Source organism: Rhodoligotrophos appendicifer, assembly GCF_007474605.1.
Classification (GTDB): Bacteria; Pseudomonadota; Alphaproteobacteria; order Rhizobiales; family Im1; genus Rhodoligotrophos; species Rhodoligotrophos appendicifer.
Genome location: NZ_VHKL01000001.1, coordinates 292,600 through 307,990, shown reverse-complemented (window position 1 = coordinate 307,990; position 15,391 = coordinate 292,600). Strand labels below are relative to the sequence as shown.

Below are 15,391 nucleotides of genomic sequence, written 5' to 3'. Positions count from 1 at the left end.
GGAACAGGATGTGATATCAACGCCCGTCCCCCTGTGCATCTGGGTCGGGATGTCCTGCGGTTTTAGCCCGCGGGCAAACGCTTATTGCTTTGGAAAGAGGCTGTATGACTGACGTGACTTCAAGCTCGCTCAACCCGACGCGGGCGGATTTCGAGGCCCTGCTGGCCGAGAGCTTCGGAACTTCTGACTTCGCTGAAGGCAGCGTCGTCAAAGGGACGATCGTGGCGATCGAGAATGATTTCGCGGTCATCGATGTGGGCCTCAAGACGGAGGGCCGCGTCCCTCTTCGCGAATTTCTGACCAATGGCAGAGAAGACGTCCTCAATGTCGGCGACGAGGTCGAGGTCTATCTTGAGCGGGTCGAGAACGCCATGGGCGAGGCCGTCCTGTCGCGCGAGAAGGCTCGCCGCGAGGAAGCCTGGGTGCGCCTCGAGAAGTCCTTCGAAACCAATGAGCGTGTTGAAGGCAATATTTTCGGTCGCGTGAAGGGTGGTTTCACCGTCGACCTCGGCGGCGCCGTTGCGTTCCTCCCGGGCAGCCAGGTGGACATCCGCCCGATCCGCGATGTCGGACCTCTCCTCAACGTGCCGCAGCCGTTCCAGATCCTCAAAATGGACAAGCGTCGCGGCAATATCGTCGTTTCGCGCCGCGCCGTCTTGGAAGAGACCCGCGCCGAGCAGCGTTCGGAGCTGGTCCAGAGCCTGACAGAAGGTCAGGTGGTCGAAGGCCTGGTCAAGAACATCACCGATTACGGTGCGTTCGTCGATCTCGGCGGCATCGACGGCCTGCTGCACGTCACCGACATCTCCTGGAAGCGCGTCAACCATCCGGCGGACGTCCTGTCGGTCGGACAGACCGTCAAAGTCCAGATCATCAAGATCAATCCGGACACCCAGCGCATCAGCCTCGGCATGAAGCAGCTGGAGAAGGATCCCTGGGAGGGTGTCGACGCCAAGTATCCGATGGGTATGAAGGTGACCGGAACCGTTACCAATATCACTGATTACGGCGCCTTCGTGGAGCTGGAAGAAGGTGTCGAGGGTCTGGTCCACGTCTCCGAGATGAGCTGGACCAAGAAGAACGTGCATCCCGGCAAAATCCTGTCGACAAGCCAGGAAGTCGAGGTCGTGGTTCTCGAGGTCGACCCCAACAAGCGCCGGATCTCGCTGGGCCTCAAGCAGGCTCTGTCCAATCCTTGGGATTCGTTCGCCGACAAATATCCGGTCGGCAGCGTGGTCGAGGGAGAGATCAAGAACATCACCGAGTTCGGACTGTTCATCGGTCTCGATGGGGATGTCGACGGCATGGTCCACCTTTCCGACATGGACTGGAACCGTACCGGCGAAGAGGCGATCCAGGATTACAAGAAGGGCGAGATCGTCCGGGCGACCGTTCTCGACGTGGATGTCGAGAAAGAGCGCATCAGCCTCGGCTTCAAGCAGTTGCAGTCCGATCCGATGGAAGCGTCTTCGGCCAAGGGCATGAAGAAGGGCGACGTCGTCACCTGCGAGGTTATCGCGGTGAAAGAAGGCGGCATCGATGTGAAGATCGCGGATACGGATCTCACAACCTTCGTGCGTCGCGCCGATCTCTCGCGGGATCGTTCGGAGCAGCGGCCTGAGCGGTTCGCCGTCGGCGACAAGGTCGATGCTCGCATCACCAATTTCGAGAAAGCCAGCCGCCGTATCGCGGTTTCGATCAAGGCGCTCGAGATTGCCGAGGAGAAGGCTGCCGTCGCACAGTACGGCTCCAGTGACTCCGGAGCGTCGCTTGGTGATATCCTGGGTGCTGCCCTGCACAAGGCTAAGCAGCAGGCCGGTGATGACGAAGAGGAAGAGGGTGAAAAGTCCTGAGGACTTTTCATTCGTTCACTTAAGCCTCCAGAATTGGATGCAGTGCCATGATCGTTGACGCCGACATCCTGGCAGACCGCCGCCGCCTCAAGCGGCGGCTGTCATTCTGGCGGATCTTCGCGGTGCTCGCCGTCCTCGCAGTGTGCGTGGTCGGCGCGTTCTCGCTTGCGGGAACCGCGGAGATCGGGAAGCTCACAGACCACATTGCGCGGGTGCGGGTCTCGGGCGTCATCGCCGATACGGACGGCTATGAGAAGCTCTTCGAGGACCTTCGCAAGGCCAAGCGGGTCAAAGCCGTCATCATCGAGGTCAACAGTCCCGGGGGCACGACGGCCGGCTCCGAGCTTCTGTATCATTCCATCCGCGAGCTCGCGGAGAAGAAGCCCGTTGTCACGGCAATGGGGACGGTCGCTGCATCGGGCGGCTATATCGCGTCCATCGCCGGCGATCACATCGTGGCCCTGGGAAATACGACAACCGGCTCGATCGGCGTCATTCTTCAGTGGCCGCAACTCACCGAACTGTTGGGCAAGCTCGGCATCACCATGAATGAAATCAAGAGCGGAGCTCTCAAGGCCGAGCCTTCGCCCTTTACGCCCTTGCGCGAAGACGTTCGGCGGGTGACCCAGGCGCTGGTCGATGACAGCTTCAATTGGTTCATCGGACTTGTCGCCGAGCGGCGGCAGCTCGCGCTCGACGATGTTCGGCAGCTCGCTGACGGCCGAGTGTTTTCCGGGCGCCAGGCGGTGGATGTCGGACTGGTCGATGAACTCGGCGGTGAAGATCAGGCGCTCAACTGGTTGCGGACGGCCAAAGGCATCGACAGCAAGCTCGAGATCGTCAATTACGAGGTTCCCGATTCAAGCCAGATCGGCCTCGGGAGCAAAGCACTGGCGGCCTTGTTCAGCGCCCTCGGCGGCGGTGACTTTTTTGGCACACTGCAAAAAACTCTTCGCGCAGAAAGACTTAGCCTTGACGGGCTGATATCCATTTGGCACCCTCAATAAAATATTTGTGCTGGGCCTACGAACGAAGAGCGAAATAATGTCGGCCAACGGTGAGGGAGGGATGATCAAGTCTGAGCTCATTCTTCACATAGCTCAGCAGAATCCGCATCTCTACCAACGCGATGTCGAGCGGATCATCAATACGATCTTGAACGAGATTCGTGACGCGCTGGCACGTGGGGACAGGGTGGAGCTTCGCGGCTTCGGTGCCTTCTCCATCAAGGAGCGCCAGGCGCGCACGGCACGCAACCCTCGCACCGGGACGCCCGTCAGCGTGGGAGCCAAACGAGTTCCCTATTTCAAGACCGGCAAGGATCTCCGTGATCGCCTGAACACCGAGGGCGAGTAGTCCTGTCGTCATCGTTCACCCTGTGGTGGACGACGGTCACAAGATTGCGTTTTTGCTTCGGGAAGTTGCCATCTGGGGTGTTTCCAGCAGATCTCATCTGATACTCTCTGTCGACTGCCGCGGCCGCTCTCTGTGTGTTGAGCGGCTGTTCGTCTACTTGTCCGGCAACTCACGGAGTGCTGATCTTGAAGCGCGTCCTCTCCTGGATCCTGGGTGTCCCCGTTGCCCTGATCGTCATCGTGGTGGTGGTGGCAAACAGGGGTCTGGTGGTATTTTCCCTCGATCCCTTCGATGTGGCCAATCCTTGGCTCGCGTTCGAGATGCCGCTTTACGCCCTTCTCGTGGCGACCATCATCCTGGGCATGCTGATCGGTGGCGCATCAGCATGGCTGTCCCAGGGAAAATGGAGGCGGGAAGCCCGTCATAGGCGCCACGAGGTCCGCCGTCTTCAATCAGAGCGCGACGTCCCACGGGAAACTGCCCTGACAGCGCCGGCGCCTCTGCAGCCATTGTGACTTCAAGAGCGGACATATTCGAGACGAAGTTCAAGGCAGGGGCACTGCTTCGGATCCGCCGAACCGCGCTCGCCATTTCGCTCTGCCTGCTACCCGCAGGGGCGTTGGCACAGCCCATCGGGTTGATGGGTGTCACTTCCGATGCCGATACCTGCTTCATAGGCGGCAGCGAAAAGGGCCTGTTTGGAGACGCTTCGCAGATCGTTCCGAAGCTCGCCATTAATCAGATCTATACATTGGTCGATCTCACAGGGCCTTTGAGAGAGGTGGCCGCGCTCGGCCAGCCGGTGCTCAACGACGCTGGCGACTGCGATGCGAGCTATACCGTGGAACTTGCTTTGGAGGAGGGGCAGCCCGGGAAATTTGCGGTCGCTGTCTCCGGTGCGACAGCAGATGTCGAGAAGCTGCTGCCGGCGAAGGTTACCACACGCGAGCCCGACGACCAGGTCCGCCAGATCCTTGCCGACTATCTCAAGCAAGCGGGCCTGCCCGCAGCCGAATTATCGTTTCAGCAGATCCTCAGCGTCGACCTGGACCGGGATGGCCAGGACGATTTGATCATCAATGCCTCCCTTATCGGCAAGGATGAGATCGCGCAGGGAAACTACTCCGTGCTGCTGCTAAAGCAGGGAGAAACAATCATTCCGGTTCATAGCGAGGTCGTCGCCACACCGCCGGAAGAACCCCCCTCCCTGCTGCAGAACCGTGTCGTCGCCATTGTTGATGTCGATGGCCGAGGACCGTACGAACTGGTGGTCTTCAGCTTTTTCGACTATGGCGACGGTTGGGATATCACCGCCGTGGTCGACGGCAAGGCGCGGCCTGTGCTCTGGTGTGGGTGCGGCGGCTAAGGGATCGCGGCCGCTCTTCACCTCTGCTATAAGCGGCCCATCTGTTGAACAAGCCGAAAGAGCATGAGCCCTTTTCCGAATCCCATCTGCGTCGCCATCGACACATCTGACCTCGATCGAGCGGTCGCCCTCGCGCGGACGCTCAAAGGAGCCGTCGGCTTCCTCAAGCTGGGCCTCGAGTTTTTTTATGCCCATGGCGCTTCAGGCTACGAAAAGGTCGCAGCTTGCGGCACACCCATTTTTCTGGACCTGAAGCTCCACGATATTCCCAACACCGTCGCTGGCGGTCTCCGCTCATTGATGAAGCTTGAGCCCCTTCCTGCCATCGTGAACGTTCATGCGGCGGGCGGGGAAGCGATGCTGATGGCGGCGCGCGAGGTGATTGCCACGATCGAGGCGACACGGCGACCCAAGCTCATCGCCGTCACCATTCTCACCAGCCTGGACAGTGGCGACCTGGAGACCATCGGTTTCGACATGCGGGACGGGGCGGATACGCAAACCCATGCACTCGGGCTCGCGGCCGTGGTCGCTGGCTGTGGGCTGGACGGCGTCGTCTGCAGTCCGCGAGAAGTTGCAGCCATGCGGGCGGGCTTCGGCAAGCACTTCATGACGGTGGTGCCGGGGATCAGACCATTGACTTCCGCGGTCGCGGATCAAAAGCGTATCGCGACGCCGGAGGACACGTTGCGGGCAGGAGCCCATATTCTGGTCATCGGCCGGCCTATCACCGGCTCCGATGATCCTCTAGCGGCCGCCCGTTTGATAAAGGCCGAGATCGACTCGGCGCAAGAGCTGGTCCATGGTCGTTAAGGTCAAGATTTGCGGGATCAACGAGACTGCGGCTCTCGATGCTGCTCTTGAGTCATCGGCAGACCTGATCGGCTTGGTTTTCTTCGAACGCAGCCCTCGGAACGTCTCCTACGCGATGGCCAGGGAACTGGCTGAGCGTGTGGACGGCCGCGCTGCGAAAGTCGCGCTCACGGTGGATGCCGACGATCAGACGCTGGATATGATCGTCACGGCGACCAATCCGGACTATCTGCAGCTGCATGGGCAGGAAAGCCCAGACCGCGTGGCGCAGATTGCGGCCCATTTCAATGTGCCCATCATCAAAGCGATCACGGTGAGAGACGCCTCCGACATCGCCAATTCGGCACTTTATGGCGATGTCGCACGCTTGATCCTGTTCGATGCGCGCCCACCTCAGGATGAAGCAGGGGCTCTTCCCGGCGGCAATGGTGTTGCTTTCGACTGGTCGCTCCTGGCTTCGCGTGGGGAGGGGGCACCATTCATGCTTTCCGGGGGGCTCACGCCGGAGAATGTGGCGGAAGCGATAAGGATCACTTCGGCTCCGATGGTGGATGTCTCATCTGGAGTGGAAACGGGGCCGGGACGTAAAGACCCGCGCCTGATCAGGAATTTTATTGAGGCGGCGCGGGCCACGGGCTAAGAACCAGGCTCTTCCCCTTTTCCGGCAGCAGGTCAGTTTAAGCCCGAATGAATAACAGTGCACCGATCGCGAATACGTTTCGAGCAGGACCGGATGAGCGCGGTCACTTCGGCAATCACGGCGGACGGTTCGTCGCCGAGACCCTGATGCCGCTGATCCTTGAGCTCGAGGCGGCTTATCTGGCGGCCAAGGTCGACCCGAACTTCAAGGCGGAGCTCGACGGGTTGAACAAGACCTACACCGGTCGGCCCAGCCCACTTTACTTCGCCGAGCGCCTTACCGAGCACCTCGGCGGTGCCAAGATCTATTTCAAGCGGGAAGAGCTCAATCACACCGGCTCGCATAAGATCAACAATTGCCTGGGGCAGATCCTGCTGGCTCGGCGCATGGGCAAGACACGGATCATCGCGGAGACCGGTGCAGGTCAGCACGGCGTAGCGGTGGCAACGGTCTGTGCTCGGTTTGGTCTTCCCTGCGTCGTCTATATGGGAGCAACCGACGTCGCGCGGCAGAGACCGAACGTCTTTCGGATGAAGCTCCTGGGAGCCGAAGTCCGGCCCGTGACCTCAGGCTCCAACACGCTGAAGGACGCCATGAACGAGGCCCTGCGCGACTGGGTCACCAATGTGGAAGATACCTTCTACATCATCGGCACCGCGGCGGGTCCGCATCCCTATCCGGTCATGGTGCGCGATTTCCAGTCGATCATCGGGAACGAGACGCGCGAGCAGATCCTCGAAGTCGAGGGCAGGCTGCCGGATGCACTGGTCGCCGCAGTCGGCGGAGGCTCCAATGCGATCGGACTCTTTCATCCCTTCCTGGATGATCGCAACATCAAGATCTATGGCGTCGAGGCCGGCGGCAAGGGCATCGATACCCATGAGCACGCAGCGTCGATCAGCGGCGGTCGCCCGGGCGTTCTGCACGGCAACCGGACCTATTTGCTGCAGGACGCCGACGGTCAGATCACCGAAGCGCATTCGATTTCCGCGGGCCTAGATTATCCCGGAATCGGGCCGGAGCATTCCTGGCTGAAGGATGTCGGCCGGGTGGACTATGTGCCGATCACCGACCAGGAGGCACTAGCCTCGTTTCAGCTCTGTACCAAGCTGGAAGGGATCATCCCAGCGTTGGAATGCGCGCATGCGCTGGCGCTGGTCGAGAAGATCGCGCCAACCATGGAGCGCGACCAGATCCTGATCATGAACATGAGCGGTCGGGGCGATAAGGACGTGTTTGCTGTCGCAGAACATCTCGGCGTGGAGATGTGAGACCATGACGTCATCACGAGAGACCCGGATCGATACGAAGTTCGCAGCTCTCAAGCTGGAGGGCCGGGCCGGGCTGGTCACGTTTGTGACAGCCGGCGATCCCGATTATACGACCTCCTGCGCCATCCTTCAGGGCCTGCCCGCCGCCGGTTCCGATGTGATCGAGCTGGGCATGCCGTTCACAGATCCCATGGCGGACGGTCCAACCATCCAGGCCGGTTCCCTTCGTGCCCTGGCCGCTGGCCAAACCATGGTCAAGACCCTGGACATGGTGCGCAGCTTTCGGGCCAGCGATAATTCCACGCCCATCGTTCTCATGGGGTATTTCAATCCCATCTACAGCTATGGCGTCGACCGGTTCCTCTCGGATGCGCTTGACGTCGGAGTCGATGGGCTCATCGTGGTCGATCTGCCGCCGGAGGAGGACGACGAGCTCTGCATCCCGGCGCTGACCAAGGGACTCATCTTCGTACGCCTCGCCACACCGACGACCGATGATGCCCGGTTGCCGGCGGTTCTGACCAATACCAGCGGCTTTGTCTATTACGTCTCCATCACTGGCATCACGGGGGCACGCTCGGCGGATGCGACGTCAGTCCGCACGGCCCTTGACCGCATCAGGGCTCATACCCATTTGCCGGTCGCTGTGGGTTTTGGCGTGAAGACGGCGGAACAAGCAGCCGGAATCGCAGTTCATGCCGATGCGGTCGTGGTTGGTTCTGCACTTGTCGACGAGATCGGCAAGAGTTTGGACAGGGACGGCAGAGCGACGCCGGCGACTGCCGGTGCCGTTCACGAGCTTGTGTCGCGCTTGGCGACAGGTGTGCGTGCGGCCCGGGCTACGGCTGCCGAATAGTCGGTGCCGTGAGCAGGGGCGAGAAGCGCTCTGAGGAGATCCCGTGAACTGGATCAAGAATTTTGTACGACCCAAGATCACCAGCATCCTTTCTCGACGGGAGGTGCCGGAGAACCTCTGGGTCAAGTGCCCCGAGACGGGGCAGATGGTGTTCTACCGAGATCTCGAAGCCAATCAGTTCGTCATTCCCGGCAGCGATCATCATATGCGCATGCCTCCCGCAAACCGGCTGAAGGGGCTATTCGACGAGGGGCACTACGAAGCGCTTGAGCTCCCGAAAGCCGCTAATGACCCTCTAAAATTCCGCGATCAGCGCAAATATGCCGATCGGTTGAAGGAGGCTCGCCAGAAGACGGGCCAGGAGGATGCGATACAGGCGGGCGCCGGACATCTCGATGGGGTGGAGGTGGTGGCTGCCGTCCAGGATTTCGAGTTCATGGGCGGGTCGCTCGGGATGGCTGCCGGCGAAGGCATCATCTCTGCCATGCAGCAGGCCGTTTTCCGCCATTGTCCCTTCATTCTCTTTGTCGCCTCCGGCGGCGCGCGGATGCAGGAGGGCATCCTCTCCCTCATGCAGATGCCGAGGACGACAGTCGCGGTGGAGATGCTGCGCGATGCAAGGCTGCCCTACATCGTCGTGCTCACCAACCCCACGACAGGTGGCGTCACTGCGTCCTATGCGATGCTCGGCGACGTCCATCTGGCTGAGCCCGGCGCGCTGATCTGCTTTGCCGGGCCGCGCGTGATCGAGCAGACGATCCGGGAAAAGCTTCCGGAAGGGTTCCAGCGATCCGAATATCTCATGGATCACGGCATGGTCGACTTGGTGGTCCATCGCCATGAATTGCGGGCCACCCTCAGCCGCCTCGTCCAGACCCTCATGCGGGTGCCGGATCAGAGAAACATCGTTCAGCCGGAGATCCTCGTTCCGGCTTTGAATGCGGACCCGCAGCACGATCAAGGGGAAACACTTCGCGACGCCGCTCAGTGATGTCGGCACCAGCTCAAGGAATTCGGAATGTCGCGTAGCGACGCCGTTCTCTCACGCCTGACGGCTTTGCATCCCAAGGTGATCGACCTTTCCCTGGATCGCGTCTGGCGGATCCTGGAGAGGTTGGGCCATCCAGAGCGGCAGTTGCCGCCGGTCATTCACGTCGCGGGAACGAATGGCAAGGGATCCGTGGTGGCCTTCCTGCGGGCCATGCTGGAAGCTTCCGGCAAGTCCGTCCATGTCTATACCTCGCCGCATCTCGTGCATTTCCATGAGCGGATCAGGTTGGGACAGAACGGCGGCGGCACGTTCATCACCGATGAGAGGCTGAGTGCCTTGTTGGAGGAGTGCGAAACCATCAACGATGGGGAGCCGATCACCTTCTTCGAGATCACGACGGCTGCGGCGTTTCTGGCCTTTTCCCGCCAACCGGCAGATTATCTGATCCTTGAGGTCGGGCTCGGGGGGCGCCTGGATGCGACCAATGTCGTCGATCCGGCGGTGAGCGTCATCACCATGATCGATTATGATCACCAGCAGTTCCTGGGCGAGAGTCTTGCCGAAATCGCCGGCGAGAAGGCCGGCATCATGAAGCGGGACCGTCCTTGCATTATCTCGCCGCAAGCGGATGAGTCACTTGAGGCCATCGAGCGAGCGGCAGACAGAGCCGGAACGCCGCTCCTCATTTCGGGCCAAGACTGGCAGTCCTTCGAACAACATGGCCGCCTCGTCTACCAGGACATGCATGGCTTGTTGGACTTGCCCTTGCCCCGCCTGGCCGGACGGTTTCAGCTCGACAATGCGGGTGCTGCAATCGCAGCAGTCCGCGCCTTAGGCGATCCCGAAGTGGGCGAGGTCCAGATAGAGCAGGGTTTGTTGCTCGCCGAATGGCCCGCGCGGCTGGAGCGTCTCAATGGTGGGCCCTTGCTGGCCCTCCTGCCGACCGGCGCAGAGTTGTGGCTCGACGGCGGACATAACGCATCCGCTGGGCGAGTCCTTGCGGCGAGTTTAGCGGAGATCGAGGAGAGGGTGTCCCGACCGCTCATACTGATTTGGGGAATGCTGAACACCAAGGATCCCAGCGGCTTCATCGCCTCGTTTGCAGGACTTGCAAAGCGCGTGATTACGTTGACCATTCCCGGGGAACCCAATGCCCTGGAGGGCGCGATCCTGGCAGAAATCGCTGCTGAAGCGGGTTTCGACAGTGAGGCGGCGCTTTCGCTGGAAGATGCCTTGTCGAAGGTGTGGCGCGAGGCCACCCGAACTGACACTGCACCGCGCGTGCTGATCTGCGGTTCGCTCTATCTCGCGGGCCACGTGCTCGCGGCTCATGAGGGCGTTGCAGAGGCAGGTTCATAGGGCAGCAGGGATGCGGATTTCTACCCGTCATCCCCCACTGCTAGCCGAAAGCGATCGGCTGTCCGGCCGAGACTAGAAGTCAGACCGACTTCTGGATCCACTCGAGGATCTTGCCCTTGGGGAGCGCGCCTACCTGGGTGGAAGCCACCTGGCCATCCTTGAACAGCATCAAGGTCGGTATGCCCCGAACACCGTATTTCGACGGCGTCATCTGGTTTTCGTCGATGTTGATCTTCACGACCTTGCACCGGTCGCCGAGCTCGCTGGCGATTTCCTCGAGCGCGGGAGCGATCATCTTGCACGGACCGCACCACTCAGCCCAGAAGTCCACAACGACCGGACTGGTCGATTTGAGAACATCAGCTTCGAAGCTGGCATCCGACACCTTGACCGTGGCTGACTTGAGCGCGTCCATCAATTTACCTCGTAAACGATTCCCGACGCATTGTGCGCCGCACATAGGTCAAAGTTAGGTGCTCACCGGCAACCGATCAAGAACCGGAAATGCAATGCGTCCCTGAACGGAGCGCATTGCTGGAGGTGAACAGAGCCGGCTACTGCACAACCACCGTCGTGCCGAGATTAACACGCTCGTACAGGTCTATGACATCCTCATTCAGCAGCCGGATGCAGCCGCTCGAAAGGCTCTGGCCGATGCTCCAGGGCTGCGACGTGCCGTGGATGCGGAACAGGGTGTCCTTGCCATCCTTGTACAAGTACATCGCGCGGGCTCCGAGAGGGTTCTCGGGTCCGCCGGCCATGCCCGTGGAATAGGGCGCAAGCTTCGGATCACGCGCGATCATTTCCTTCGGAGGAAACCATTTCGGCCATTCCTGCTTGCTCTCGATGGTTGCTTCACCCGACCATGCGAAGCCGTCGCGACCCACGCCAACGCCGTAGCGCATGGCCTGACCGCCGGGCATCACCAGGAACAAAAAACGATTCTTCGTGTCGATAATAATCGTGCCGGGGGCCTCCCGGCCGTTATACGCGACCATCTGCTTCTGGAACTTCTTGTCGAGTCCACGGCTCTCCGTGTTGAAGTTGAACCGAACCGACTGGGCGGATGCCCCACTGCTCCAGAACGCTACCGTCACTACCAATGCGCAAAGAAAAGCTGCACATAAACCCCGTATCATCTCAATTCCCCTCAGCACCAAATCGCGGTGAGATCTTCCTAGCGCCGTTGTCAAACAGAGCGCAGTCACATCTTCGTTTCCAAGAACTCTGCTTCCAGCGCACGCTCCAACTCAAGAATATCATCCGGTACCGGCATGCCGAAAGCCCTCATTTCGTTGAGTTTTTCCCGCAGTGACAAATACATCTCATGCCGGTCCTCAGGCTGATTCTCCATTTGCGTCAGCAGCAGGGAAAGCTCGGCCTCCAAGCGATCAAACACAACCCATCTCCATCCTCTGTCCAAATCGAGATCGAATATAGCATGGGAGCTTGCGCAATCCTGCCTCCTACGGACATGTTTGGAGAGACTTCATTACCAAACGATAGGGTAACAAAAGTGGAGATTGTTCGAGTGGTCGGGTTGGAGAGCGGACGTTGGGATTGAGAGCTTTCGTCGCCAAGCATGTCAGCCTATCGGTCATTGGACTGCTCTGCATCCTGTTGCTCGCCTACGAGATCATCACCACCTTCGTCGCCTATACATGGGACGCCTATGTGGCGACCGACGTGCTCGTACTTTCGCCCATCGTCGCAGGGCAGCTGGTGGCCATCCCTGTCGTCAACAATGAGACCGTCAAGCAAGGCGATCTGCTGTTCGAGGTCGATCCGCGGCCCTATTCCATCGAGGTGACGAAGGGCGAGGCGGCCGTCACCCTCGCTCAAGCGAACTACAAGGCTGCCCTGTCGCAGATCGATGTGGCGTCGAGCTCGCTCGCGGCAGCACAGGCGCGGCAGGCCGACGCCAAGGCCACTCAAGCACGCATCGCGACGCTGGTGCGCGATACCTTCATGTCACAACAGGAGCTCGACAACGCAAACCGTGACCTCCACGAGGCCAATGCCGCCGTGTCCTCCGCGGAAGCTGCCCTCGAGGTCGCGAAAAGCACCGCGCAAGTCCGCGAGGCGTCGATCGGAGTCGCGCAGGCTCAACTGGGGACGGCGCAATACAATCTCTCGCACACCAAGGTGTTCGCCCCGACCGACGGCACTGTGGCTCCCTATCAGAAAAAGCCGGGCGACTATGTGCAACCCGGCGACGATGTGCTGGCCGTGGTGACCAACAACAACTGGCGCGTAGTCGCCAATCTGAAGGAACAGTATCTCGAGACCATAAAGACAGACAGCGTCGTCTATATCCGGCTGGCGGGGGATCCCTGGCGCATCCACAGGGGGACCGTCCGAAGCATCGCACGCGGTGTCTCGCGCAGCGATGCCGCGATCCTGGCCCTGCCTTATGTGGCAGTCGACACACAGTGGGTCCGGCTGCAGCGGCGATTTCCGGTGGAGATCGATCTCGGCCTCCTGCCGGAACAGCGTCACCTGTATGCGGGCTCCGATGCCAGCGTTCTCCTTTTCGTCGGACTTCCACGGTGAACATCGTCGCGCGTCAGTCCCTGCTGACCGCCTCCGCCGTCCTGATGGCGGGGATCCTTGCCTTCAGTCTCGCTCTTCCTGAACCTTATTGGGCCTGCATCACCGCGTGGGTCATCGCAAACCCCGATCGTGGTGCCACTGTGTCGAAGGCGGCCATGCGGCTGGTGGGGACGTTCGCTGGATGCGTCACCGGATATGTCCTCGCCGTGCTGACGATGGACGATCCGTTCGTCATGGTGATGTGCATGGCGGCGGTCGTCGGCCTGGGCGCCTATCGGCGGTTCCAGTCTCCTTATCCCTATGCTTGGGCCCTTTTCTATCTGACCACCGCCATGGCCCTGGCGGCCAATGTCTCTGATCCCGCGGATGTCTTTCAGTTCGTCGTCTCCCGAGGATTGGAGGTCACGGTCGGCGTCGTTGCGTATTTCGTCGTGGAAACCGCGGCGGGGCGCCTGGTTCCGCAAGCCGAGCATCCCGGCGAGCCCGCCAAAATTTCCGCGACCGACCTCGTGGAAGTCGAGCATGCAGCGATCGTGTCCAGTCTCACCTGCGTTGTCGCCATTGTGGCCTGGATCTGGTTCGATCTGCCGAGCATCCTGCAAATCATCGTCAGCGCCGTCATCCTCGTGGACCAGAAGATGACGACGATGATCACGCGAAGTTGGCAGCGTTTGCTGGGTTGTCTGGTCGGCGCCGGCGTCGGCATCCCTATCGCCATGCTCGGCATCGAGACCCTGCCGGCCTGGTCGATCCTGCTGCTCGGCGGCCTATTCCTGTTCGCTCAGATCCATCACGGCGATCCGCGCGTGGCCTATATCGGCACCCAGGCGGGTTTCGCCTATATCATGGCCCTGGTCACAGGCCCGGCCCCTGCCGCCACCATTCTCCCCGCAGTCGAACGGTTGGTGGGCATGACCTCCGGGGTGGTCATCCTCCTTCTGGTGGTCATTGCGCTACACCCTTGGCTGGTCGCACGACATCGCGCTGTTTCCACCAAGGGTGCTGCACTGGCCTAGGGGCAATTGTCGGCTCATTTCCGGAAGTTGGCGGTCAGCGCCGCAAGCTGGCGTACGGTCCTCTCGGATTCCGACCGGCTGGGTGACTCGTCGGCGTTGTTGAAGTTGCCGGTCTCGTCGATATCCTGGACCAGCAGGCCATCGCTTCGCGGCACGACGAGGAACTGCTTCGTGCTCAGCCCGTAGGTTACTTCAGGCTGTGGAACGAGGCGTGCCGTCTGGCCGCGCACGGGGATGACCGATTTATCGTCGAACAAGGCTCTCGCCCCGTAGCCTGTGGCGTTGATGATCGTTCGCTCAGGGAGCTTCTGAAGTTCGCGCGGGTGCTTGAACTCACAGACCTGGACCTTGCCGCCGGCGCGGAGGAAATCGGCCATGAGCAAGTGTGCATAGGCGCTCACGTTGAACATCATCGTGGTCCATCTGCGCACAAACGGCGTGGGGAATGGGTGGCTTCCCCGTTCGATCGCCACCGGTTGTGGTGTGAAATCGTTCTGCCGATCGCGAAGCTCGCCATATTCTGGCTCGTCAGGAATGGGGGAGGGGCGGGTCGTGAAGGGCGTATCCGACAGGGCATAGCCTGTGATCCACTCTATGGGCTTGCCGGGCAGGCCCATTAGATTCTGGTAGGCCGCGAATGACGTGGTGGCCATCTCCTTCCAGCGTGTGGCCTGAGCCGGGGCATGCTCGGCCGAGCAGAAACGTGAATCGGGTGTCCATAATCCCGTAGCGCTGATCGACGATACGTCTGGGGGAAGCGCCTTCGCGTAGATTCGTACCAGCAGGCCCGCCCTTTGCGCCAGCAGGGCGGAGGTGAGACCGAGGGCACCGCAGCCGATGATGGCAAGGCGACGCTCGCCGGTCGTCAACGCGAGGTCCAGTGCAAGCTTGCTTGAGCCCCAGGAGAGGGACCAGCCTGCACCGCCATGCCCGTAATTGTGGACGATGACCTTCCTTCCAAGCCGCTCCAATTCGATGCGCGGGCCCTGGTGCCGGAATGGGCGGGTGCCGGCATAGACACCGGTGATGCGATCAATCTTGGCGTCGATCGGCGGCAGCGGTGGAATCGGCCCTGCGCCTGGCGCCAACGAGATTGTGGTGTCCGAGCTGTCGGGGACAGCTGCAGCGAGGGCGTTCTCCGCCATCAATGGGATTGCGAGCGTAGAGGCGGCCGCCAGGAAGGCCCCCGTCTGGCGAAACAAATCGCGGCGTTCCATGAAATGTATCCTAGAAAAGGATGAAATATAAAACTATAAATATGGTATCGATGTCGGAGCGAACTGATCTTGATCAGCAGAAATCGGCATAAATGAGATA

The 15,391-nt window shown here is 60.6% G+C and carries 16 protein-coding genes and 1 pseudogene; 13 read left to right on the top strand and 4 right to left on the bottom strand.

Annotation, left to right across the window (positions count from 1 at the left end):
- The first annotated feature begins 104 nt into the window (after nt 1–104).
- The 11 genes and pseudogenes from rpsA (at nt 105) to FKM97_RS01375 (ending at nt 10,505) form a co-directional block, all read left to right on the top strand.
- Nucleotides 105–1,853, top strand: a complete 1,749-nt coding sequence (gene rpsA, locus FKM97_RS01425; RefSeq protein WP_143957354.1) for a 30S ribosomal protein S1 — start codon at nt 105–107, stop codon at nt 1,851–1,853.
- Nucleotides 1,854–1,900: 47 nt separating this feature from the next.
- Entirely contained in the window at nt 1,901–2,860 is a 960-nt protein-coding gene (gene sppA, locus FKM97_RS01420) for a signal peptide peptidase SppA (RefSeq protein ID WP_143957353.1), read from the top strand.
- Nucleotides 2,861–2,921: 61 nt separating this feature from the next.
- The gene (ihfB, locus tag FKM97_RS01415) at nt 2,922–3,209 is read left to right on the top strand and encodes an integration host factor subunit beta (protein ID WP_143957352.1); all 288 of its coding nucleotides are present in this window, start codon (nt 2,922–2,924) and stop codon (nt 3,207–3,209) included.
- A gap of 185 nt (nt 3,210–3,394) precedes the next feature.
- Nucleotides 3,395–3,724: a lipopolysaccharide assembly protein LapA domain-containing protein gene (locus FKM97_RS01410; protein ID WP_143957351.1), complete on the top strand. Its 330-nt coding sequence runs from the start codon at nt 3,395–3,397 to the stop codon at nt 3,722–3,724.
- A complete protein-coding gene (locus tag FKM97_RS01405) occupies nt 3,721–4,575 on the top strand; it encodes a hypothetical protein (RefSeq protein ID WP_143957350.1) in 855 nt (284 codons plus the stop codon). Before FKM97_RS01410 ends, FKM97_RS01405 begins: the two co-directional genes overlap by 4 nt.
- Before the next feature lie 63 nt (nt 4,576–4,638).
- A complete protein-coding gene (gene pyrF / locus FKM97_RS01400; protein ID WP_143957349.1) occupies nt 4,639–5,388 on the top strand; it encodes an orotidine-5'-phosphate decarboxylase in 750 nt (249 codons plus the stop codon).
- Entirely contained in the window at nt 5,378–6,028 is a 651-nt protein-coding gene (locus FKM97_RS01395) for a phosphoribosylanthranilate isomerase (protein WP_143957348.1), read from the top strand. Before pyrF ends, FKM97_RS01395 begins: the two co-directional genes overlap by 11 nt.
- A gap of 47 nt (nt 6,029–6,075) precedes the next feature.
- A complete protein-coding gene (gene trpB, locus FKM97_RS01390; RefSeq protein WP_143957347.1) occupies nt 6,076–7,299 on the top strand; it encodes a tryptophan synthase subunit beta in 1,224 nt (407 codons plus the stop codon).
- Between the two features lie 4 nt (nt 7,300–7,303).
- Nucleotides 7,304–8,155, top strand: a complete 852-nt coding sequence (trpA, locus tag FKM97_RS01385; protein WP_143957346.1) for a tryptophan synthase subunit alpha — start codon at nt 7,304–7,306, stop codon at nt 8,153–8,155.
- A gap of 43 nt (nt 8,156–8,198) precedes the next feature.
- Nucleotides 8,199–9,047, top strand: a pseudogene (gene accD / locus FKM97_RS01380) (acetyl-CoA carboxylase, carboxyltransferase subunit beta); the annotation flags it as partial.
- 126 nt (nt 9,048–9,173) lie between these two features.
- Entirely contained in the window at nt 9,174–10,505 is a 1,332-nt protein-coding gene (locus FKM97_RS01375; protein ID WP_143957344.1) for a bifunctional folylpolyglutamate synthase/dihydrofolate synthase, read from the top strand.
- 79 nt (nt 10,506–10,584) lie between these two features.
- Here FKM97_RS01375 and trxA read toward each other — a convergent pair whose 3' ends face one another.
- The 3 genes from trxA to FKM97_RS01360 form a co-directional block, all read right to left on the bottom strand.
- Nucleotides 10,585–10,920, bottom strand: a complete 336-nt coding sequence (trxA, locus tag FKM97_RS01370; protein WP_143957343.1) for a thioredoxin — start codon at nt 10,918–10,920, stop codon at nt 10,585–10,587.
- Nucleotides 10,921–11,059: 139 nt separating this feature from the next.
- Nucleotides 11,060–11,644 (bottom strand): L,D-transpeptidase, encoded by a 585-nt coding sequence (locus FKM97_RS01365; RefSeq protein WP_143957342.1) that lies wholly within the window; start codon nt 11,642–11,644, stop codon nt 11,060–11,062.
- Nucleotides 11,645–11,709: 65 nt separating this feature from the next.
- Nucleotides 11,710–11,904, bottom strand: coding sequence for a hypothetical protein (locus tag FKM97_RS01360; protein WP_143957341.1), 195 nt, complete (start codon nt 11,902–11,904; stop codon nt 11,710–11,712).
- A 155-nt stretch (nt 11,905–12,059) separates the two neighbouring features.
- Here FKM97_RS01360 and FKM97_RS01355 point away from each other — a divergent pair, with 155 nt between their 5' ends.
- On the top strand, nt 12,060–13,058 hold the full coding sequence (locus tag FKM97_RS01355; RefSeq protein ID WP_143957340.1) for an HlyD family secretion protein: 999 nt from the start codon (nt 12,060–12,062) through the stop codon (nt 13,056–13,058).
- Nucleotides 13,055–14,074: an FUSC family protein gene (locus FKM97_RS01350; RefSeq protein WP_143957339.1), complete on the top strand. Its 1,020-nt coding sequence runs from the start codon at nt 13,055–13,057 to the stop codon at nt 14,072–14,074. The genes FKM97_RS01355 and FKM97_RS01350 overlap by 4 nt, the downstream gene beginning before the upstream one ends.
- 14 nt (nt 14,075–14,088) lie before the next feature.
- Here FKM97_RS01350 and FKM97_RS01345 read toward each other — a convergent pair whose 3' ends face one another.
- On the bottom strand, nt 14,089–15,291 hold the full coding sequence (locus FKM97_RS01345) for an FAD-dependent oxidoreductase (protein ID WP_143957338.1): 1,203 nt from the start codon (nt 15,289–15,291) through the stop codon (nt 14,089–14,091).
- Nucleotides 15,292–15,391: the final 100 nt, after the last annotated feature.